Source organism: Nibrella saemangeumensis (assembly GCF_039541915.1).
Lineage (GTDB): Bacteria > Bacteroidota > Bacteroidia > Cytophagales > Spirosomataceae > Nibrella > Nibrella saemangeumensis.
Map to the genome: position 1 here is coordinate 1 of NZ_BAABHD010000067.1, position 20980 is coordinate 20980.

General features: G+C 54.2%; 18 protein-coding genes. 7 read left to right on the plus strand and 11 right to left on the minus strand.

Features of this window, described 5'->3' with window-relative positions; genetic code table 11:
* Window positions 1-129: 129 nt before the first annotated feature.
* Window positions 130-1539 (minus strand): chromosomal replication initiator protein DnaA, encoded by a 1410-nt coding sequence (gene dnaA / locus ABD949_RS19160; RefSeq protein ID WP_345245951.1) that lies wholly within the window; start codon window positions 1537-1539, stop codon window positions 130-132.
* Between the two features lie 263 nt (window positions 1540-1802).
* On the opposite strand from dnaA, the gene ABD949_RS19165 reads away from it, so the two are divergent.
* Genes ABD949_RS19165 through ABD949_RS19175 form a run of 3 tightly spaced genes read left to right on the plus strand, consistent with a single transcriptional unit; the run spans window position 1803 to window position 6150 of the window.
* On the plus strand, window positions 1803-3221 hold the full coding sequence (locus tag ABD949_RS19165; RefSeq protein WP_345245953.1) for a methylmalonyl-CoA mutase family protein: 1419 nt from the start codon (window positions 1803-1805) through the stop codon (window positions 3219-3221).
* A gap of 39 nt (window positions 3222-3260) precedes the next feature.
* Window positions 3261-5417 carry a methylmalonyl-CoA mutase gene (scpA, locus tag ABD949_RS19170; RefSeq protein ID WP_345245955.1) on the plus strand — a complete coding sequence of 719 codons (2157 nt, stop codon included), beginning with the start codon at window positions 3261-3263 and terminating at the stop codon, window positions 5415-5417.
* A gap of 58 nt (window positions 5418-5475) precedes the next feature.
* On the plus strand, window positions 5476-6150 hold the full coding sequence (locus ABD949_RS19175; protein WP_345245957.1) for a Uma2 family endonuclease: 675 nt from the start codon (window positions 5476-5478) through the stop codon (window positions 6148-6150).
* 73 nt (window positions 6151-6223) lie between these two features.
* Here ABD949_RS19175 and ABD949_RS19180 read toward each other — a convergent pair whose 3' ends face one another.
* Window positions 6224-8188, minus strand: a complete 1965-nt coding sequence (locus ABD949_RS19180; RefSeq protein WP_345245959.1) for a tetratricopeptide repeat protein — start codon at window positions 8186-8188, stop codon at window positions 6224-6226.
* A 93-nt stretch (window positions 8189-8281) separates the two neighbouring features.
* On the opposite strand from ABD949_RS19180, the gene ABD949_RS19185 reads away from it, so the two are divergent.
* Window positions 8282-9175 (plus strand): DNA/RNA non-specific endonuclease, encoded by an 894-nt coding sequence (locus ABD949_RS19185; RefSeq protein WP_345245961.1) that lies wholly within the window; start codon window positions 8282-8284, stop codon window positions 9173-9175.
* Between the two features lie 43 nt (window positions 9176-9218).
* Here ABD949_RS19185 and lysM read toward each other — a convergent pair whose 3' ends face one another.
* Window positions 9219-9695: a peptidoglycan-binding protein LysM gene (lysM, locus tag ABD949_RS19190; RefSeq protein WP_345245963.1), complete on the minus strand. Its 477-nt coding sequence runs from the start codon at window positions 9693-9695 to the stop codon at window positions 9219-9221.
* 98 nt (window positions 9696-9793) lie between these two features.
* Complete coding sequence (locus tag ABD949_RS19195) at window positions 9794-10366, minus strand: hypothetical protein (RefSeq protein WP_345245965.1); 573 nt, start codon at window positions 10364-10366, stop codon at window positions 9794-9796.
* A gap of 122 nt (window positions 10367-10488) precedes the next feature.
* On the opposite strand from ABD949_RS19195, the gene miaA reads away from it, so the two are divergent.
* Window positions 10489-11391 carry a tRNA (adenosine(37)-N6)-dimethylallyltransferase MiaA gene (miaA, locus tag ABD949_RS19200; RefSeq protein ID WP_345245967.1) on the plus strand — a complete coding sequence of 301 codons (903 nt, stop codon included), beginning with the start codon at window positions 10489-10491 and terminating at the stop codon, window positions 11389-11391.
* A 95-nt stretch (window positions 11392-11486) separates the two neighbouring features.
* On the opposite strand, the gene ABD949_RS19205 is transcribed toward miaA, so the two are convergent.
* The 7 genes from ABD949_RS19205 to ABD949_RS19235 all read right to left on the minus strand — a co-directional run bounded on the left by ABD949_RS19205 (window position 11487) and on the right by ABD949_RS19235 (window position 17579).
* On the minus strand, window positions 11487-11780 hold the full coding sequence (locus ABD949_RS19205; RefSeq protein ID WP_345245969.1) for a rhodanese-like domain-containing protein: 294 nt from the start codon (window positions 11778-11780) through the stop codon (window positions 11487-11489).
* Between the two features lie 9 nt (window positions 11781-11789).
* Complete coding sequence (locus ABD949_RS19210; protein ID WP_345245971.1) at window positions 11790-13532, minus strand: T9SS type A sorting domain-containing protein; 1743 nt, start codon at window positions 13530-13532, stop codon at window positions 11790-11792.
* A gap of 116 nt (window positions 13533-13648) precedes the next feature.
* Entirely contained in the window at window positions 13649-14419 is a 771-nt protein-coding gene (locus tag ABD949_RS19215) for a PASTA domain-containing protein (RefSeq protein ID WP_345245973.1), read from the minus strand.
* 51 nt (window positions 14420-14470) lie between these two features.
* Window positions 14471-15061: a riboflavin synthase gene (locus ABD949_RS19220; RefSeq protein WP_345245975.1), complete on the minus strand. Its 591-nt coding sequence runs from the start codon at window positions 15059-15061 to the stop codon at window positions 14471-14473.
* Window positions 15062-15155: 94 nt separating this feature from the next.
* Window positions 15156-16097: a glycosyltransferase family 2 protein gene (locus ABD949_RS19225; protein ID WP_345245977.1), complete on the minus strand. Its 942-nt coding sequence runs from the start codon at window positions 16095-16097 to the stop codon at window positions 15156-15158.
* Between the two features lie 4 nt (window positions 16098-16101).
* The gene (locus ABD949_RS19230; RefSeq protein ID WP_345245979.1) at window positions 16102-17193 is read right to left on the minus strand and encodes a DegT/DnrJ/EryC1/StrS family aminotransferase; all 1092 of its coding nucleotides are present in this window, start codon (window positions 17191-17193) and stop codon (window positions 16102-16104) included.
* Window positions 17190-17579 carry a sugar 3,4-ketoisomerase gene (locus ABD949_RS19235; RefSeq protein ID WP_345245981.1) on the minus strand — a complete coding sequence of 130 codons (390 nt, stop codon included), beginning with the start codon at window positions 17577-17579 and terminating at the stop codon, window positions 17190-17192. Before ABD949_RS19235 ends, ABD949_RS19230 begins: the two co-directional genes overlap by 4 nt.
* 192 nt (window positions 17580-17771) lie before the next feature.
* On the opposite strand from ABD949_RS19235, the gene ABD949_RS19240 reads away from it, so the two are divergent.
* Both ABD949_RS19240 and pheT read left to right on the plus strand, forming a co-directional pair.
* Window positions 17772-18413, plus strand: a complete 642-nt coding sequence (locus ABD949_RS19240; protein WP_345245983.1) for a DUF1684 domain-containing protein — start codon at window positions 17772-17774, stop codon at window positions 18411-18413.
* 54 nt (window positions 18414-18467) lie between these two features.
* Window positions 18468-20882: a phenylalanine--tRNA ligase subunit beta gene (gene pheT, locus ABD949_RS19245; RefSeq protein ID WP_345245985.1), complete on the plus strand. Its 2415-nt coding sequence runs from the start codon at window positions 18468-18470 to the stop codon at window positions 20880-20882.
* The last annotated feature ends 98 nt before the right edge of the window (window positions 20883-20980 follow it).

Genomic DNA, 20980 nt, shown 5'->3' on the forward strand with positions numbered 1-20980 from the left:
GCCGCTGCCGGGCCTGCTGGCGCACAAATATGGCTGTCGCCAGATATGAAGCTTGTGCGAAGCTCTTTCATGCGCCAGCAGGCCCGGCAGCGGCCGACCGCCTTTAGGGCTGGGGCCAAGGGCAAAAAACTACTTAAAATACGCTTTTAGTTTCTCAACAGCCTCGCGGGTGGCGGGATTTTCGTTGATGAGGTCGTTTATGGCCTGGATGGCGTGAATGACCGTACTGTGGTCACGGCCGCCGAAATGATAGCCGATGGACTTTAGCGGCAGGCCCGTCTTCTCCTTGGCCAGGAACATACCGACCTGACGCGGGTAAACCAGCTCACGCTTGCGGCTCTTCGATTTCAGGTCTGCCACGGTTACGCCAAAGAAGTCAGCCGTTACCTCCTGCACCGTATCGATGTTGATCTCTTTATCGGAATCAACCACAATGTTTCGGAGGGTCAACTTGGCCAGTTCCAGATCAATTTCCCGCCGATTCAGGGATGCCTGCGCCATGAGCGAGACGATAACGCCTTCCAGTTCCCTTACGTTTGTGTTGATGCTATGGGCCAGGTATTCGATCACGTTATCGTCAATGTAGACGCCTTCGGCCTGGAGTTTTTTCTGGATAATGGCAATGCGGGTTTCCAGATCCGGCTGCTGCAAATCAGTAGTAAGTCCCCATTTAAAACGAGACAGCAGACGGTCCTCCAGACCACCCAGTTCTCTGGGCGAGCGATCGGAGGTCATGATGATCTGCTTACCCGACTGGTGCAGGTGGTTGAAGATGTGGAAGAAGATTTCCTGGGTTTTCTCCTTCTTCTGCAGAAACTGCACATCGTCAATAACGAGCACATCTACCTGCATATAGAACTGCGTAAAGTCGCGCAGCGAGTCGGTTTTGATCGCGTTCAGGAACTGATTCGTAAACTTCTCCGACGTCACGTACAGCACAAACTTATCCAGGTTATTATTCTTGATGTAGTTGCCAATGGCCTGTACCAGGTGCGTTTTACCCAGCCCTACCCCACCGTAAATCATCAGCGGGTTGAAGGAGGTCACCCCCGGTCGGGTCGCTACGGCGTAGCCGGCGTTGCGGGCCAGGCGGTTACAGTCGCCTTCTACGTAATTATCAAAGGTATAGGTCGGATTCAGGTAGGAGTCGAGCGTCAGTGAATCCAGATCCTTCAGCTCAAAGGGGCTGCGCAGCAGGTCGGGGCTTACGTTGTCGGGCTTGGATGTCTGCGGTGATTTGGTGGTTGGCACATTGACCGTCAGCGGGCGGTTTTGTTCGTTGCCCTTGTCTACAATGATGGAGTACTCCAGCATACCGTCCCGGCCGATGGCCTGGTCGAGCGCCTTCCGCAGGATATGCACAAAGTTATCTTCCAGCCACTCAAAGAAGAATTGGCTGGGCACCTGGATCGTAAGCACCTTACCGTTCAGCCGCAGGGGAACGATGGGTTCAAACCAGGTTTTGTAACTTTGCTCGGGAATACTCTCCCGGATGACGTGCAGACAATGATTCCACACCGTCCGAACTTCACGCTGCATTACGGTTTGTGCGGGTACATTCACGGTAAAACTCGCTTATGCGATTTCGCAAAAGGGAGACAAAAGTAGTCAAAAATCCTGCACCGCAAGCAGTGCCTTCTTCTCCCTATGGTTAAAAGTAGGTGTAAATTCTGAACCAGTCAACGCACTTTAGCAATCCCTTAAAATAATCCAAGGTCCTTTATCGAACGGCAGAAACAGGCCCCGGTTGGAAGCGGAAAAGAGAAAGCGTAATTTTACCTGCCAGATTAGCACCGCGACGTATGAGCCAACTTTTTGCCGATATATTTCCACCCGCTGATAAGGCCCAATGGCTGGCGCAGGTACAGAAAGACCTGAAGGACCCCACCCGCTCCGCCGAAGCCGTGTATGAAAGTCTGCGCTGGCAAACCCCTGAAGGCTTCAGCGTGGAACCATACTATACGGCCGAAGACCTGGAGCATCTGCCGCTGGAAACGTTGCAGGCCGCCCAGAAAAAGCAGCCCGGCTGGCTGACTACGCCGGAGCTTCGCGTTCAGGACCCTAAAGAAGATAATGCTACCTTACGGGACTGGCTTAGCCGGGGTGCCGATGCGCTGCTGCTGGATGGAACCAATACCGCAGGGACTGAAGCAGACCTGACCCGACTGCTGAACGGTATCAAACTTAGCGAAACCCCGGTCTTTTTCCGCTTCACCGGCCCCGCTACCGAATGGCTGACGACTCTGCAGCGCGTTGCTCCGTACCAGCTCAAAGGTGGTTTTCTGAACGATCAGCTTGCCCGGTGGACTACCGCCGGTGACCCGTATACCGCCGGTTTGGCTTCCGTAGCCGAAGCCACCCGGTTGTCGGCCAGTTCTCCGCAGTTCCGCACCATTACCGTCAGCAGCCACGCCGTTCATAACGCCGGAGCCAATGCTACGCAGGAGCTGGCGTTTCTGCTGGCCTCCCTCACCGACATCTACGACCACCTGACCAATGCCGGTCTGGCGGTTGACCAGCTGGCCCCCAAAACTGTGCTGTCGGTATCCGTCGGCACCAGTTACTTTATGGAGATTGCCAAGCTGTGGGCGCTACGTATCCTGTACCAGCGTCTTCTGGCCGCCTACTCGCCCCATGCCTCACACCCCATGCCGGAACGCCGGAACGCCCACGGCCCATGCTATATTCATGCCCAGACCTCTACCTTTTACGACGCCACGGCTACCCCATACACCAACCTGCTCCGGGCCACTACCGAAGCCATGGCGGCTGTGATTGGCGGTTGCGATGCCCTGACGGTGCATCCGTACGATACGACGTTCCGCCAGCCTGACGAGTTCTCGCACCGAATTGCCCGCAACCTGTCTATCCTGCTGAAGGAAGAATCGCACCTGGACAAAGTAGCCGACCCGGCTGCCGGTACGTATTACCTCGAAAACCTGACAAATCAACTCGTCGAGGCCGCCTGGCAGTTGTTCCTGGCGGTAGAAGAACGGGGGGGCTTCACCAAAGCCTTTGAACAGGGTTTTATTCAGGAGCAGATTCAGCAGGCGTACCAGGCCAAAGTTGATGCGGTACAAAACGGCCGGGTGCTGGTGGGTGTGACCAAATTTCGCTTTGATGAAGAGTCCGTTGCCAAACCGGACCAGCCACTGCGTCCCCTTCAGGCAAATGGCATCCCGCTCCTCCCCGACCGCCGACTAGCCACTGCGTTTGAATAGCGCCAACCATCGGGCGCCCCCGCTGAAACCTGAAACAAAATGCGACCTGACTTCATCCATATACAAACTAACCGAACGACGCCGTCCGAAGCGCCGGCCCAGTTTACACCTTACCGCACAGCCGAGGGCATAAGGCTAAAGCCCCACTACGACGCGGCCGATCTGGCCGGCGCCGACCATCTGCGCTTTGCGGCCGGTATACCCCCGTACCTGCGGGGACCGTATGCGTCGATGTATGTCCGCCAGCCGTGGACCATCCGGCAATACGCGGGTTTTTCGACCGCCGAGGAATCAAACGCTTTTTACCGGCGCAATCTGGCCGCCGGGCAGAAAGGACTCTCGGTGGCCTTTGACCTGGCAACCCACCGGGGCTACGATTCCGACCACCCGCGTGTGGTGGGCGATGTGGGTAAAGCCGGAGTAGCTATTGATACGGTTGAAGACATGAAGCTGCTGTTCGACCAGATCCCGCTCGACCAAATGTCAGTATCGATGACCATGAACGGGGCCGTGATTCCCATTATGGCGTTTTACATTGTGGCGGCCGAGGAGCAGGGTGTACCGCCCGAAAAGCTCTCCGGCACCATCCAGAACGATATTCTGAAGGAGTTCATGGTGCGCAATACCTACATCTACCCACCCGAACCGTCTATGCGGATCGTTGGCGACATCTTTGCGTACACCAGCCGCTACATGCCGAAGTTCAACTCCATCAGCATCAGCGGGTACCACATGCACGAAGCGGGTGCCCCCGCCCATATCGAACTGGCATACACGCTGGCCGATGGCCTGGAGTACATCCGGACCGGGCTGCGGGCGGGTATGAGCATCGACGAGTTTGCGCCCCGGCTGTCGTTTTTCTGGGGTATCGGCATGAACCACTTTATGGAAATTGCCAAGATGAGGGCGGGCCGGTTGCTCTGGTCAAAGATTGTGAAGCAGTTTGAGCCGAAAAATAGTAAATCGCTGGCACTGCGGACCCACTCCCAGACCTCCGGCTACAGTCTGACCGAGCAGGACCCGTTCAACAACATCACCCGCACGTGCGTTGAAGCGCTGGCGGCCGCGCTGGGCCACACTCAGAGCCTGCATACCAACTCACTGGATGAAGCCATTGCCCTGCCCACCGACTTTTCGGCCCGCATCGCCCGCAATACGCAGTTGTACCTCCAGCACGAAACAGACATTACCAGGGTAGTCGATCCCTGGGGTGGTTCGTATTACGTAGAAGCGCTGACTAAAGAGCTAGTAGAAAAAGCGTGGGCCCTGATTGACGAAGTTGAGCAGCTGGGCGGCATGACCAAAGCCATTGAAACCGGTTTGCCCAAGCTGCGCATCGAAGAAGCAGCCGCCCGTAAGCAGGCGCGAATTGATGGCGGCAAAGACATCATTGTAGGCGTCAACCGCTACCGGCCCCTGTCGGAGCGAGCCATTGACCTGCTGGAAGTCGACAATCAGGCTGTTCGTGAAGCGCAGATCCGGCGGATTAAGGATGTGAAAGAGAAAAGAAGCCAGGAAAAAGTGGAGCAGGCATTAGCCGCCCTTACCGAAGCAGCTACCACTTCGACCTCAAATTTATTAGCCCTCGCCATTGAAGCAGCCCGTAGCCGCGCTACGCTGGGTGAAATTTCAGACGCTATGGAAAAGGCATTCGGCCGCCACAAGGCCATGATCCGCGCCGTGTCCGGCATCTACTCCGCCGAGGTATCCGACGACGAAAACTTCCGCGTTGCCCGCCAGCTAACCAACCGCTTTGCCGAACTGGAGGGCCGTCGCCCGCGCATGCTGGTCGCCAAAATGGGCCAGGATGGTCACGACCGGGGGGCCAAGGTCATTGCCACCAGTTTTGCCGATCTGGGATTTGATGTCGATATGGGGCCGCTGTTCCAGACGCCGGAAGAAGTAGCCCGGCAGGCGGCCGAAAACGACGTGCATATCGTCGGCGTCTCCAGCCTGGCGGCTGGTCACAAAACGCTGGTACCACAACTCATTGATGAACTCCGCAGGATTGGCCGCGACGATATTATGGTCATTGCCGGGGGTGTCATACCAGCGCAGGATTACCAGTACCTCTACGATGCTGGTGTCAAAGGTGTTTTTGGTCCAGGCACGGTGATCGCGGTGGCGGCTCAGAAGATTCTGAAGGAGCTGATGCCGGAACTGAACGAGGGAACGGCACTGGCTAGCCAGCCATGAGCAGGAATGAATTTGGACAGGGGGCGGCTTTTTTGTAGATTTAGTTTATTTGCCAATCATGACGAATTTCATTGGAAACCGGGTTGCTGATTTGCTTGATGCTCCCGACGCGAAGCTGGTAATCGAACGGGCACAGGCCATTCTGAACGACGAGGCACTCCGCCGTAAAGAATTTCGGGAGTGGCTGCGTGACGATGTGAAAGCCGAATTTATTAACGGTGAGGTAATTATGCATTCCCCGGCGAAAGAAAAGCATTTGGAGGCCACAGAGAATCTTTCTACTCTTCTTCGCATGTACGTCAACCTAAACAGTCTCGGCACTGTACATAGCGAGAAAGCGCTTGTTGCCTTGACCCGCAACGACTACGAACCGGACATTTGTTATTGGTCAGCCGACAAGGCGAATGATTTTTTTAGTGATCAGATGAAATATCCGGCCCCAGACCTGGTTGTCGAAGTATTGTCGAAAAGTACCGCTGAACGGGATAAAGGTGTCAAGTTTGAAGATTATGCTGCCCATGGCGTCTGCGAGTACTGGATTATTGACCCAACCCGACAAACAGTTGAGCAGTACCAGTTGGACGAAGAGTTTATGGCGTTCGAAACAGTCGCTACGCTGACCATTAAAGACACACTTAGCAGTAAGACCGTATCAGGCTTCCAGATACCGGTACGGTCCATTTTCGACAGAAAAGTAAACCTGACGGTGCTGCAGGAGATGCTGAAACAATAGCCTCTTTCATTTTCTATAAATGGCGGAGCGCCACCGGTGAAAACCGGTGGCGCTCCGCCATTTATAGAGTATGTTAATTCTTAGTCAGGACGCTATCCGGCAGCATTTTAACATCCAGACCAGTGGCCTGCTTCAAAGCAGCCCAGTTGTTGCGACCGTCGGCGTAGGCGGGATTTACCGCCATCGACTGGTTGTAATAGTACGAAGCCAGCTGGTACTTGCCCTCGCCCTGATAGATTACTCCCAGGTTGTTATAGGCCGGTGCGTAGTTATTGGCCGCCCGGATGGTCTGCTTATAGTAGTAAACGGCCGAATCACGGTTCGGCGTGATCTTCTGAAAAACATACGCCATGGAGAAATACGACTCCCCAAAGCTCGGGTAGATCCGGCACGACTCCTGCAGGTGGTTGAGGGCGAGCCGGGCGTATTTACCTGCATCCTTATCAAAAACGGTGTAAGCCGCCTGCGCTTTCTGAATCGAATCCTGCCTGGTCCGCGTCCGCAGCACCATAACCGTGGAGTCCGCTTTAGCGCGTGACTTTACCCCTTTATCAATCCACTCATTGGCTACGTGCCGCTGCACCTGGCAGCTATTCGGAGCGTTCTTCAGGTCGGTGTTGAACAGGGTAAAGTTATCCTTCCAGGCATTGTTACGGTCTACTGTCTTAAACGAGTACAGGCCAGACACCACCACAACCAGAGCAAGCATTGGCGCATACCGCACCAGCACCGGCCGGGGTGAGTCGGTTTGCGTATGCTGCCAGCGGTCAAACAGCTTATTCAGACCCCAGACAAAAATAATGGCAAAGGCCAGGGCAGGCGCGTACAGAAAGCGCTCAGCCAGGATGCCGCCCCGCGAGAAGATAAAGCCCAGCGCCGGCACCATCGTGACAAAGAACCAGTACAGGCCGAAGCCCCATAGCGTGCGCCGACGGAAGCCGATCCAGGCCAGCCACACCAGGCCCAGAAAGACCAGAAAGCCCGCAAGCACCATTCCTCCCGTTTTTTCGGGGGGAATCACGTTATAAGAGTAGTCGTATACCAGCGGGTGAGGTAATACCAGCAGGCGGATGTAATACAACAGGAACTTAAAGGTGGTAGGCACCTGCGTTTTGGTCATGGCGTACGGATAGTTCGCCCAGTCCATGGGTGGATTTCCGCTAAGCGTGCCAATCATCATTTTTTTCTGAAAAAAGAATACAGCCGCCACCAGCAGGAACGGCCATAAGCTCAGCAGCGACCGCCAGACACTCCGTTTGGCAAAATAATACTGCATGGCGGGCAGCAGGGCCAGGCTTACAATGGAGGTTTCTTTGGAAAGGAACGCCAGGTACAACGTAGCCGAAGCAGCCGTAATCCAGATGGGTTTATCCGTCTCCAGATACCGCCAGTACATCAGCAGCATAGAGATGATAAACAGGAAACTCATAATCTCGTCGCGGCTCTTGATGTTGGCTACCACCTCGGTATGAATCGGATGGGCGATGAACAGCAAACCAATCAGGAATGCCATAATGACCTTACCCGGCAACCATTTCTGCAGTAGAACGCCCAAAACCAGCCCCGTCAACCCATACAGTAAAGCATTGACCATGTGGCTGACCGAAGGGTCATTTTTAAAATACTCCTGTTCAATGGCAAACGTAATCAGCGAGAGGGGGCGGTAATACCCAAGGGAGATATTGCTGAAGTGCCAGAACTCCACCTTCAGAAGTTGAGGTATGCCTTTAAGACCCTCCTGCACAAACAGGTTTTGACTGATAGCGGCAATATCGTCCAACACATAGCCGTGACCGAACGTATTGATGTATAAAGCAAAGGCAACGACAGCCAGAATGGCCGAAGGCCACCAGGTTACCGGCCGGGTTTCTATGGGCAGATCAGGCTCGGTGGAGGTAGCAGCCGTTTTAGTGGTGACCGGCTGCGGCCGTACCGGAACAGCACGAACGGGGCCGGGCCGGGAGGCCGCCGGCGCACCTGTGGGGTATACGTTGGGAGCTGGTTTTGCCGGTTTGGAGGGTTGCTTCTTCTTAGACATAAAAAACAGTACGGTACGTTATTTCTGTAAGATTTGTGAACCCTTCAGCATAATCCGAGTTCAGAAGTTTATCGTTCTGTTAAATTTTTGACTATGGTAACGAGAGCCATCAACAAATTTACACATTCTTACGCAATTGTCAGCGTACTTGTGCTTTCCGGCTGGTTATATAGCTGCCTGCCTGGCCCACCCAGCCGCCCCTCCGGTACCGGCACGGGCACTTCTTCGACCCAGCCAACCCGCGATGACAACCTGGCCCTGGGGAACCCAAGCCGGGCATCCACCAGTGATCCCGACAATTACCTGATGGTGAAGCCGGGGTATGTGGTCTCGTATAGCCGCAGCCGGGGTATTGCCAATTGGGTAAGCTGGCACCTGAGCGAGGCCTGGAAAGGTACAGGTACCCGCAGCAACGACTTTCGTGCCGACCCCGCCATCCCCTCGGGCTGGTTTGCCGCTAAAACATCGGATTATACCAACACCGGCTTCGACCGGGGTCACCTCTGCCCTTCTGATGACCGCGATGGCTCTCAGGAAGACAACAGCGCTACCTTTCTGATGACGAATATTGTGCCACAGGCCCCCCGGCACAACCGTGAAGTCTGGAAAAACCTGGAGGACTATACGCGAACCTTGCTGTCCGGCAATAATGAGGTATATGTATTGGCCGGAACCATAGGCGCAGGCGGAACCGGGTCTAACGGCCAGCAAACAGCTATTGCCAGCGGAAAAATAACCGTACCGGCTTCGCTCTGGAAGATCATTATTGTTTTACCCACCGGGTCTGACGATGCCCAGCGGGTCTCAACCAATACCCGCATCATCGCCGTGAACATCCCCAATACCCAATCGGCCGCCGACAAACCCTGGCGCAGCTACCTGGTCAGCATTGATGAACTGGAGCGGCTAACCAGCTACGATTTCCTGGCCAACGTACCCGTGGAGGTGCAGCGGATTATCGAAGCGAGAGTGGATAGTAATAGTTAAAACAGAAGCGGGATGCCAGATGGCATCCCGCTTCTGTTTTAACCTACAACTGTGGTATCCGCAGGACCTGACCGGGATAGATCAGGTCAGGATTTTTTAGCATCGGTTTGTTGGCTTCAAAGATGACGCCGTACTTCATGGGGTCCCCGTAGTATTTCTTGGAAATCTTCGACAAGGTATCACCACTCTCTACCGTGTGCATTTGAGCCTGAGGTTGCTGCGGCTCGGCCACCGTCATTCGGTTATCTACCGTTTCTACGCCTTCGACATTACCAACGGCCAGGGCAATTTTTTCGGCATCTTCGTGAGATTGAACCTCTCCTTCCAGGACCACCGTATCACCGGCCGTTTTCACGGTCAGCTTATTATAGCGCAGTCCTAATTGTTTTACGTGACTGAGTAAAGCACCAGCCCGCAGTGGTTCTACCTCCGCGCTTTTGGCCGGGTCATTGGCAGGCGCCTGCTGCTCTTTGTTCATTACTTTCTCACCAACACCTTTTAGAAACTTAAGAAGACCCATAACAAATTTGGTTTAGAGATACATGAAGAAACTGGATAGCAATCTGGATGCTACAACTGACAGATACAACTTACAAGTCTCCGTATTGTTAGATGACCTTATCTGGTAAGCGGTATCAGTACGTAGTCTTCGTCCATTTTCTGAAGCCGGTAGCGGAAGGTTTGGCTGCCTCCGGTAGGTTCAGCATTGCTGTCGCCGGGGCGGTATAGGGGAAATTTGCGGCAGATAAATGGTTTTTGGACCCAGATGCTGTCGTGCCCCATGTATCCGTCGACCGCGATGCTCTCCCAGTTGACAGGGAAGATATCACCTTTATTACTGGCCAGAAACTGCCAGCCGTACACGCTGCCGAAGGAGCCGCTGCCATAACTGGTGGCGTATACGTATAGCTCAGGAAAGCGGTTATTGTCCAGATCGGCCACCTCGGCATCGACAACAATGCCGTTGGTTTCGATCCAGATGTTGGTGAGCAACACACTGCCCCGGTAAGCTCTGACGTTCAGGTCACGGATAGGCCCGGTGCCACCTGCGGTTACAATAAAGCGATAGGTACTGAAGCGTAACGTATCCTGATAATCAATCGGCCGGTAGGTAAACCCAGTTTGTTCCTGGTTAGGACCCAGGAGCCATATAAGAAATACCACCCCACCTAAATACGCTGTTAGCGGCATTGCATCGCTTATAATGGTTTGCCAAATATATGAATATGAAACAAATACCGGACGGACAAGGAAAATTTATATCCATCCGGGCTAAAGGCTTTGTTTAACTTTGCGGCCTGAACCTGACTGATATGGCGAAAACCCTGCTGGTTGTTGCCGGCCCCACGGCCGTGGGTAAAACAGCCCTGTGCGTCCGTCTGGCAAAAGCCTTACAGACCGATGTAGTCTCGGCCGATTCCCGGCAATTTTATCGTGAATTAACCATCGGCACGGCTAAGCCCACGCCAGCCGAGATGGCGGGTGTGGTACACCATTTCATTAACTCACATACCATTACGGAGCAGGTCAGCGCCGGGCAGTACGAGCGGGAAGCCCTACTGTTGCTGGAACAGCTTTTTGCCGAAAAAGATCTGGTGATTTTATCAGGTGGTACGGGATTGTACATCCAGGCCCTGTGCTTTGGTCTGGACGATATCCCACCAATAGAACCAGCGTTCCGCGAGTCCTTGGAGCAACGGGTAGCAACCGAAGGATTGGCACCGCTTCAGAAAGAATTGCGCCGGCTCGACCCCGTTTATGTTCAAACTGCCGACCTGCAGAACACGCAGCGTGTCATTCGTGCCCTTGAAGTGTGTCTGGCAACAGGCCAGCCGTACTCATCCTTCCGGCGGCAGCAAACCACTCCGCGGCCGTTCCAATGCCGCCTGATAGCCCTGGACCGCCCCCGCGCCGAGCTATATGCCCGCATTGATCAGCGCATGGATGCCATGCTGGAGGCCGGTCTCGTCGACGAAGCCCGCACCCTCCTGCCCTACCGCCACCACAATACGCTGCAAACGGTAGGCTATAAAGAAGTTTTTGGCTATCTCGACGGCGAATACAACTACGAGGAAATGGTTCGCCTGCTCAAACGCAACTCCCGGCGCTACGCCAAACGCCAGCTTACCTGGTTTCGCCACCAGGCCAATTACCAGTGGTTCAGCGCAGAGGATTTTGAAGGAGTATTGCAGTTCTCAGTGGGCAGATTACAGTAGGCTGTACCTAGTTGGCAATACTCAGTTGGCAGAAAAAAGAGCGCCCAGCCGACATCGTAAGTCTAAGTACTGAGAACAGAAATCTGCCCACTAAATTACAACTTCCGGTACGCCAGGATGCCGCCAACGAGGTTGCGAACGTTGTTGAAGCCGTTTTCTTCGAGAATCCGCTGGGCCGTAGCACTCCGGGCCCCCGAACGGCACTGTACAATGATTTCTTCGTCCTGAAGGCCATCCAGCTCATCCATACGGTGCTGAATTTCACCCAACGGAATGAGTTGACCACCCAGATTATCCTCCGTGTATTCGTACGGCTCGCGCACGTCGATCAGGTTTACTTTTTCGCCCTTGTCGAGCCGCTCTTTCAACTCCTGTACGGTAATATCCATTGTTTTAAGTTATTTCTGAATAACTAATTTCTGCACTACAGTTCGTTTGCCGTCCGAAAGCCGGAGCAGGTAGAAGCCGCTCGTGAGGTGACTCAAATCTGCGGTCCGGCGGCCGGAAACGCCCGGGAGGCTGTAGAGCAGACGACCACTCAGATCCAGTACCTCCATCCTGCTAATGGCTTCGTTATCCCAGCGAATGTCGCCCGCCGTTGGGTTCGGGTATACCTGCATGGGCAGCAACGGCTCTTCGCGACCGGTAACTACCAAACTGGCGGTTCCGCCCATGACCGGCCGGATCATTGGAACACCCCGAATGTCTGTATAGGCTTCCCAGCGATTACTCAGGTTCACCAGCAACTGATTACTAAAGGGGCTGTTTCGATCAAAGCCAATCGGAATGGGCGTCTCATTGACCTGCGTAAAGGTAATGTAGAACGTGTCTTTAACGGCTACCGGATTATCAAATTTAAACTCCACAAAGCCGTTCCGAACAGACGGATAGCGCACTGTAAAAGACTTCTGGTACAATGCCCGGCTACCGGGTACCCCTCGCTCATTTGCATAAACGCTGAGGGCAAAAAGCTGCCCCGTCTGGTTGGTCTGGTAAGGCAGGAAGCAAATCCGGACGCCCGTTACCGCATCCGGTTCATTGGCAATAAACCGCATAGCCGCCCTTGACTGCCGCTGGTTGATCTGGATGCCGATTTCGGCCGATCCGTCATCGTAGGCGTAGTAGTCGTCAAGCACGGTATGGCCGGAAATGGTATCGTTCCGGCGTAAGTTAATGGTTGGAATCGAGGGATTCTGATCGTCGGTCGTTAACACATCAAAGGTATACCGCAGCACGGCCCGACCGGCCGGCGAAACCCCGGTTAGTGGCGTTGGGCGAATCCGCTTTCCCTGCGAACTCAGCGACGGAATCAGCACCGACAGCGTTTGCTGTTCGTCCTGAATGGTGCGGCCGCTGACCAGTTCCTGCACCCGGAAGCTGAAGGTTGTAAAGTTGAAGTTGTTGAACAGGTTATTAACATCCGTGGTGACAGAATCGGCGGTTTCGGCATCCGGATTGGCCAGGTACTGCCGCAGCGGCATTGCGGTGTAGCGTTTTAGGTAGGGGCTCACCGCCTGCCGGGTTGCCACATCCTTAATAACCCGGTCGAACTGCGACCGGCCCCTGTTCATATACACGTAATCGAGATGCCAGGAATCAAAGGCCCCCGCCTGCCGGTCGAATGATTGAATCCGGAATTGAAAACCCGCGTGCAGAAAGCGCGGATCGGTAACGGCCACAAAGGACTGGGTAAAGTTGTTGTTCAGGATACCCCCGGCCTCTTTCCACACTGTCCGCCACTGTCCGTCGTTACCCAGAAACTGTAGCCGGAGCGAATCTTCGACGTCGGGTAGTTCGCCCAGGCCTTTGCGCTGCCAGTAAAAACTTAGGTATACCGAGTCGGCCGGGTTGTAACCAGCCAGATTAATGGGCTGGGAAGTCAGCGTATCGGTTGGGCCGTTGATAGCCGTTTGTACCCCGTTGAAATTATACGGCCGGCCGCTGGCGTTGAGTCCATCGAAGGTAGCTACGTTGACCGACGGGTGGTTGATCGGCATGCTATTGTTGATGTACACGCCACTGCCGGGTACCCACCGCGCCGGATCAAGCCGGCCGGGCGAAAGAGAAAAATCGTCAAAAAATGGCAGACTCAGCGGCTGCTGGCCTAATGCCGGATGGACCAGCAGGGTAGCTGTCAGCAATACAATCGGAAGACTCCAAATAAAGAAACCTTGCCGGACAAAACGCCCGGCAAGGTTTTTACTATATTGACACAACGTAAAAAGTAAAAACATATGTGACGGTGGCCTGCTTATTGTTAGTTATCAAGTGGCCCGACAACCCAGAGATCAACGGTCTCGCCCACCCGGATACGTTCACCCGGGCGGGGCTCCGGCTTCTGCCGAACCACCGTACCTACTTCTTTCTCAGGGTCTTCTACGGAGATGACCGTACCTACCTGAAGATTAGATCCCTTAATAATCAGTCTCGCTTCATCGAGCGGTTTACCTATAACGTCCGGCACATCGAAGGTAGTATTCCCGAGACCATCGCCAAGCACCAGGTCAATCTTGGCACCTTTCGGCACCGGCATTCCGGCTTTAACCTCCTGTCCGTTATATAATTGCTGTAAAACTGAGTTTTTAGCAAGGTCGGGTTTATAGCTGATAGTGCCCAGATCGAGACCATTCGAGCGCAGTGTCAGTTCCGCGCTGCGTTTGGTCAGATCAACCAGTTTGGGCATCGGTACCATCGGCGCCGTCAGCTTGGTAATGGTGACGTAGATCTTCCGGCCTTCTTTCACTTTCGCCCCGGGACGGGGGTATTGGATATACACCGTCAGGGGTTCCACACCAGCTACATAGGTACAGTCACTGACTTCGTACCGCAGATCACGGTCGTTTAGCAGCGTCTTCAATTCATCCGTACTCAGGCCCGACAGTTCCGGAACCGTAATGGACTGCCCATGGTTGGTCGTGAACGGGAGATAAACAAAGAAAAACCCTAAGAAAAGTACGGCCAGCAGTGCCAGAACGATACCCACATGGATCAGCAGGTCGGTAGCTCTGCGGGTGCTAATTTTCGCCATTCAAAAGAAACGTCTCCGGTTAAACCTGTAATATTAACGCATTCAGCCGTCTTAGCGGTATTGCTCCAGCATTTTTTTGATGTACTTGCCTACGATGTCAAACTCAAGATTGACCACCTGGCCGGCCCGCAGATCGCGGAATGTCGTGTGCTCATAGGTGTAGGGAATGATGGTAACGCGGAAGCCCATCGGCCGGGAGTCAAACACCGTCAGGCTCACTCCGTTGATGCAGATGGACCCTTTCTCGACGGTAATATTGCCTACCTGCGGATCGTACTCAAAATCAAACAGCCAGCTCCCGTGCTGATCCTGAACATGAGTGCAAATACCCGTCTGATCAACATGCCCCTGCACAATATGGCCATCAAAACGGCCGTTGGCGGGCATACAACGCTCCAGGTTAACGCGGCTGCCGGTTTGTAACTGTCCCAGATTGGTTTTCTTCAACGTCTCGTCTACCGCCGTTACGGTATAGGTATCGCCGTCCACGGACGTAACGGTTAGACAAACTCCATTGTGGCTGACACTCTGATCAATTTTCAGCTCGTGCGTAATGGGCGACGCAAGATGAAACGTCAGATTGGTACCTGCTGCCTCTATTTTCTGCACCACACCCGTGGCTTCAACAATTCCTGTAAACATAGTTGTACTGATTGGGGGTAAAGGCCCGGCCTTTTCAAAACAACAGTAGACCCTCTCCTACCGTTCAGACGGTTTATCGAAGATTGTCTACTGCCTACTGAGGGCTGCCTACTGAGGACTGCCTGACCACTTCATGTTTCACCACATACGGTGGCAATCCGCTTTGCTGCATAAACAGTTTACCGAGGTACTCGCTGACCACCCCTAGAAAGAGAAGTTGCAGACCGGCCAGCAAAAATACAGCCCAGGTGACAATATACCAGCCCTGCACCGGAAACCAGTCCGCCAGCCCACCAATCAGCAAGCCCATTCCCACCAGTGCGCTAACCAGAAACAAACCAACTCCCACCAGGGTAAAAACCCGCAAGGGCCAGACCGAATAGCCGATCAGGACATTCAGAAACAGGGAGACTAGTTTTTTGAGCGTATAGTTGGATTGCCCCTCCTGCCGGGGATGATGTGGTACCTCTACGCTGCCAACGTGGCGGGTAGCCCGGAAAATAAGGCCGTCGATGTACGGATAAGGCCCTTTGTAACGGATAATCTCCTGCACCACCTCGTACCGGATCAATTTGAAACTGGACAGGTAGAGCTCCTCCGGCTTGTCGATCAGGTAGGTAGCCAGTTTGTTGAGCAGCCGGCTGCCGGCATTCCTGAACCAGGCGTGCTGCTTGCGGGCGTAGCGGCTGTACACCACATCATACCCTTCGGCATCGGCTGCGTTTACCAGTGTCAGAATAGCCTCGGGCGGGTTCTGAAAGTCATCGTCAATGATTACAGCATACTGGCCGCGTACGTAGTTCAACCCGCACAGCACGGCGTTGAACTCGCCAAAATTCCGGCGCAGACCAATAAACTGGACATTGGCGTATTGTTCGGTCAGGGCAAAACATACGGCTTCGGAGCGATCACGGCTGCCGTCATTGACCAGCACAATCTCGAAGTCGTGCCCATCCAGACACGCCTGCAACCGGGCAACCAGCGGGGCCAGTGTCTTTTCGCTATTGTACACCGGAATGACAATGCTTAGTTTCATAGCCTTAGCCGGGGTAACCGTTGATGGTGTCGACTATATACTGAATCTGAGTATCGGTTAAAGCGCTATTGAGCGGCAAACTAACAATCTCCCGGTGCAACTGCTCCGCAACTGGTAACGATAGATGACCATACTCTGCGTAGGCCGGCTGCTGGTGTGGGGGTATCGGGTAATGCACATCGGTACCAATGCCCCGCTCGCGCAGGTAATTTCTGACCCCATCGCGCTGCGGATGCCGGACCACAAACAAATGCCAGCTATCATCGCTTACCCGATCAGAGGGCGGTAAGGTAATGTCGGAATGGGTAATCCCTGCCAGGTACTGGCCGGCCAGTTGTCGCCGTCGGGCGTTCTCTTCATCCAGCAGGGGGAGTTTTTCGGTCAAAATAGCGGCCTGAATTTCATCGAGCCGGCTATTGTAGCCGGTATAATCATTTCGGTATTTATGGCCCGATCCGTAGTTACGAAGGTAGCGGAGCCGGTCGGCCAACACACTATCGTTGGTGGTAATGGCTCCGGCATCGCCCAGAGCCCCTAAATTTTTGCTGGGGTAAAAGCTGAACCCGGCGGCATCGCCCAGGTTTCCAGCCTGGCGGCCCTGATAAACGGCACCGTGCGCCTGAGCGGCATCTTCCAGTACCTTTAATCCGTATTGCCTGGACAGGGCGTTGATGGCCTCCATGTCGCAACACCGACCGTAGAGATGCACCGGTAAAATGGCCTTTGTCCGGGAAGTAATGGCGGCTTCAAGTTTAGTAGGGTCAAGCAGATAAGAGGTCAGATCCGGCTCTGCAAAAACGGGGACCAGACCGGCATGGGTGACCGCCAGCACAGTAGCGATGTAGGTATTTGACGGAACGATTACTTCACTGCCAGCCGGAAAATCCCAGGCTTTCAGCACCAGCGTCAAGGCCTCCAGCCCATTGGCCACCCCGATGCAGTGGCGGGTGCCACAGTATTCCGCAAAAGCGGCTTCAAAGGAAGTTACCTCATTTCCCAGAATATACCATCCCGACCGGATAACCCGTTGCACGGCCCGGCTGATTCGTTCGGCATGAGGTGCATTGACGGCTCCCAGATCCAGAAAGGGGATCATACGGAAGCGGCTAGTTGCGTATTCGGATAAGGCTCGTAGATGTAATCGGCCTTATCGTAACGTTCGTTGGAGAGAACCAGCAGGATAGCGTCTTCGGTAAAATTATCCATTACATGCCAGTCTTTGGGCTCCAGAACCAGGCAGGTACTGGGACTGTCCAGCACGTAGGTTTGCTCCGTTTCGCCGTCGTTGGAATAAACCCGGCAACTGCCGGCCACACACATCAGCGCATTCCAGGCCTTCAGATGACGGTGCCCGGCGCGGGGTGCCTGACCAGCCCCGTAAATGTAAAATGCCCGTTGTATATTACCCGGAATAGTGTTTTCAAATACAGTTAACGACCCGGTTTCAGACGAGAATGTTTTTAATTCGAGCAGTCGAGCCATACAAAATTAGTAAAGGAAGTCTCAAAGGTTAGGTTAATTAGGTGAACATTTGTCACCCTTCTATTATTATTGAACTGCTAATCACAGGACAGACAAACAAAAAAAAGGATTTTTTCGCAAAGGTTCTGTCTCATTATAAGTTTTTTACCAGGACCTTTAAGAATCTACGAGCCATATTACCCAGTATACCCTATGTTTCGCAACCGATTTTTACAATTTGGTTTACTAATAACCGTATTAGGCGTACTCTACTTCATCTTTTTTGACAACGACTCAGCCTCATCCGCGGGTGCGTCGGAGAACATTCCGCCTGAGACATACCGCCGGCAGGTCGGTGATGAACGGCAGAAAAAAGACGACTTTTTCCGGACGAGCTCAGACTCCCCCGTTTCCGATAAAACGGCGTTCCGGGGGCTCCTGTATTTTCCGCCCGATCTTACCTATCGGGTGTCGGCGCGGGTAGAGCCATTCGCCGACAAATCACAAAAGCTGATTGTCCGGATGTCGGATGGCAGCGAAGAGGTGTATACCAAGTATGCCCACGCAGCCTTTAGTCTGGAGGGGCAGGTTCACCGGCTGCTGATGCTGCAACACGATGGCAACCTCTCGATCCTGTTCCGCGATGCTACCTCCGGCAAGGAAACCTACGGTGGGGGGCGCTATATAGATATTGAAGCCGATGCGATAGAAAATAACCGGGTGGTGCTGGATTTCAATGCAGCCTATAATCCTTACTGCGCCTATAACCCGGAATATGCCTGCCCGCTTCCACCTGCCGAGAATACCTTACCGGTGGCGATCCGGGCCGGAGAGAAATATGTGGATAGTCATTAGTGGGTAATCGGCTAACGACTTATTACCTTTGCATTTTATTTGCTTTGCCGCCGTATGGAAATTTCTTATAAATGGCTTTCTCAGTTTATTGAATTACCCGAATCACCGGACGAAGTAGGCAAACGACTGACGGCAACGGGTCTGGAAGTAGAAGGAATTGAAAAAATAGAATCAGTACCGGGTGGTTTGGAAGGTGTCGTCATTGGTGAGGTGCTCACCTGCGAGCGCCATCCTGACGCCGATAAGCTCAGTCTGACTACCGTTGATGCCGGCACTAGCCAGCCCCTCAGCATCGTCTGCGGAGCACCTAATGTGGCCGCCGGTCAGAAAGTAGTGGTGGCGCTGGTAGGTGCTACGCTGCACCCGACCCATGGCGAACCGTTTGTCATTAAAAAGGCCAAAATTCGCGGAGCCGCGTCGGAAGGTATGATCTGCGCCGAAGACGAAATTGGGCTGGGGACCTCCCACGCGGGCGTGATGGTGCTGACGACCGACCTGCCCAACGGAACCCCGGCTGCCCGCTACTTCAACCTCGAACCCGATTACCGGATCACCATTGGACTCACGCCCAACCGGGCCGATGCGGCCTCGCACCTGGGTGTAGCCCGCGACCTGAAAGCTGCCCTGAACCGGCCCCTCACCTGGCCGTCTGTCGATGCCTTTCAGGTGCAGAACGCCGATCTGACGCTGGATGTCCGGGTAGAGGCCCCCGAAGCCTGCCCCCGGTACTGCGGCCTCACCATCACTGGCCTGTCCGTTGGCGAATCGCCCGACTGGCTGAAACAGCGGCTGCTGGCTATTGGCCTGACGCCGATCAACAATGTAGTGGATGTGACCAACTATGTCAACCATGAACTGGGCCAGCCGCTGCACGCCTTTGATGCGGACCAGATTAAGGGAGGAGCCGTAATTGTGAAGACACTGCCGGCCAGCACCACTTTTGTTACCCTGGACGGGGTTGAGCGGAAGCTGTCGGAAACCGACCTGATGATCTGCCATGCCGACGGACCGATGTGCATCGCCGGCGTATTTGGCGGACAGCAATCGGGCGTTACCGATACCACAACGAAGATCTTCCTGGAGTCGGCGTATTTCTCGCCGGCTTCGGTTCGGAAGACCTCGCAGTTTCATGGCCTGAAGACCGATGCGTCATTCCGGTTTGAGCGGGGTACCGATCCCAACATGCCACCCTTTGCGCTAAGACGGGCTGCGCTGCTGATTCAGGAGGTAGCTGGTGGCGTAATCAGTTCCGACATTGTCGATCTATACCCCCAGCCAATCTCAGATTTTACCATTCCGGTGCGCTACCGAAACGTCGACCGGTTGATCGGTATTCGCATCGACCGGGCCGAGATACATCGGATTCTGGCATCGCTGGACATCCGGCTCAGTGAGCTTACCGAAGAAGGCTTTACGGCGCTGGTACCTCCCTACCGGGTAGATGTTACCCGCGAGGCCGATGTGATTGAAGAAATCCTGCGGATTTACGGGGTAGATAATGTGCCACTATCTGCGCACCTGGGTGCCGATTCCCTGTCGGAGTTTCCGGAGACGGACTCCGATCAGTTGCAGTTCCGCATCGGGCAGTTGCTGGCGGCTAATGGCTTCTACGAAACCATTACGAATTCCATGACCCGACCGGCGTATCACGAAGCGATCCGAAGCGGACTACCGGGTGAGGATGTGGTGCTGCTCAACCCGCTGAGTGAGGAACTGTCGGTGATGCGGCAAACCCTGCTGTTCTCCACCCTGGAGACGCTGGTCTACAACCTGAACCGCCGGCAGAAAGACCTGAAAATTTTTGAGTTTGGCAAAGTGTATCACAAGCGGGAAGGTAAGTACATCGAACAAATGCGCTTTAGTCTGGCCCTTACCGGCAATGCTCAGGCCGAAAGCTGGCAGCAGCAAGGCATGGCCGTAACCTACCACGACCTGGCTGCCGCCGTGCAGCGGGTGCTGCGTACCCTCCGTATCCGTACCTACGACACGCAGCCGGCCGATACCACGCTGTTCCAGTACGGGCTGACCTACCTGGTTAATAAAAAGCCGGTTGTCAGTCTGGGTTTGGTGCATCCAAAGCTCACAAAACTGGTCGACCTGAAGCAACCCGTGTTCTACGCCGACTTTGACTGGAAGGCGCTGGTGCGGATGTATAGCAGTAAGGCCGTTTTTGAAGAGGTACCGCGCTTCCCGGAAGTGCGCCGTGACCTGTCGCTGGTGCTCGACAAAGCCGTTACGTTTGAGCAGATCAGTCGGCTGGCTAATCAGACGGAGCGAAAACTCCTGCGGTCGGTCAATATCTTCGACGTGTACGAAGGCGAAAACCTGGGCGCGGAAAAGAAATCCTATTCCGTCAGCTTCATCCTGCAGGACCCGGCGCAGACGCTCAACGACACCGTCATCGACAAAACCATGCAGCGATTGATGACCGCTTTTGAGCGGGATTTAGGCGCGGTCATTCGGAAATAGGTTTACTTGTTTCATGTTCCATGTTTCAGTGGGGCAGCCCGGCGGTTGCAATGGAAATACCCGGCGGTTGCTTCTCCGATGTTTCAACCTGAAACTTG

What these genes read in the sequence shown, in the direction of transcription:
- ABD949_RS19175 (WP_345245957.1), top strand. Translation starts at nt 5,476, where the DNA reads ATGACGAATTTCATTGGAAACCGGGTTGCTGATTTGCTTGATGCTCCC.
- dnaA (WP_345245951.1), bottom strand. Translation starts at nt 1,539, where the DNA reads ATGCAGCGTGAAGTTCGGACGGTGTGGAATCATTGTCTGCACGTCATC.
- ABD949_RS19195 (WP_345245965.1), bottom strand. Translation starts at nt 10,366, where the DNA reads ATGCCGCTAACAGCGTATTTAGGTGGGGTGGTATTTCTTATATGGCTC.
- miaA (WP_345245967.1), top strand. Translation starts at nt 10,489, where the DNA reads ATGGCGAAAACCCTGCTGGTTGTTGCCGGCCCCACGGCCGTGGGTAAA.
- lysM (WP_345245963.1), bottom strand. Translation starts at nt 9,695, where the DNA reads ATGGGTCTTCTTAAGTTTCTAAAAGGTGTTGGTGAGAAAGTAATGAAC.
- ABD949_RS19185 (WP_345245961.1), top strand. Translation starts at nt 8,282, where the DNA reads ATGGTAACGAGAGCCATCAACAAATTTACACATTCTTACGCAATTGTC.
- scpA (WP_345245955.1), top strand. Translation starts at nt 3,261, where the DNA reads ATGCGACCTGACTTCATCCATATACAAACTAACCGAACGACGCCGTCC.
- ABD949_RS19230 (WP_345245979.1), bottom strand. Translation starts at nt 17,193, where the DNA reads ATGATCCCCTTTCTGGATCTGGGAGCCGTCAATGCACCTCATGCCGAA.
- ABD949_RS19205 (WP_345245969.1), bottom strand. Translation starts at nt 11,780, where the DNA reads ATGGATATTACCGTACAGGAGTTGAAAGAGCGGCTCGACAAGGGCGAA.
- ABD949_RS19215 (WP_345245973.1), bottom strand. Translation starts at nt 14,419, where the DNA reads ATGGCGAAAATTAGCACCCGCAGAGCTACCGACCTGCTGATCCATGTG.
- ABD949_RS19180 (WP_345245959.1), bottom strand. Translation starts at nt 8,188, where the DNA reads ATGTCTAAGAAGAAGCAACCCTCCAAACCGGCAAAACCAGCTCCCAAC.
- ABD949_RS19220 (WP_345245975.1), bottom strand. Translation starts at nt 15,061, where the DNA reads ATGTTTACAGGAATTGTTGAAGCCACGGGTGTGGTGCAGAAAATAGAG.
- ABD949_RS19165 (WP_345245953.1), top strand. Translation starts at nt 1,803, where the DNA reads ATGAGCCAACTTTTTGCCGATATATTTCCACCCGCTGATAAGGCCCAA.
- ABD949_RS19225 (WP_345245977.1), bottom strand. Translation starts at nt 16,097, where the DNA reads ATGAAACTAAGCATTGTCATTCCGGTGTACAATAGCGAAAAGACACTG.
- ABD949_RS19240 (WP_345245983.1), top strand. Translation starts at nt 17,772, where the DNA reads ATGTTTCGCAACCGATTTTTACAATTTGGTTTACTAATAACCGTATTA.
- pheT (WP_345245985.1), top strand. Translation starts at nt 18,468, where the DNA reads ATGGAAATTTCTTATAAATGGCTTTCTCAGTTTATTGAATTACCCGAA.
- ABD949_RS19235 (WP_345245981.1), bottom strand. Translation starts at nt 17,579, where the DNA reads ATGGCTCGACTGCTCGAATTAAAAACATTCTCGTCTGAAACCGGGTCG.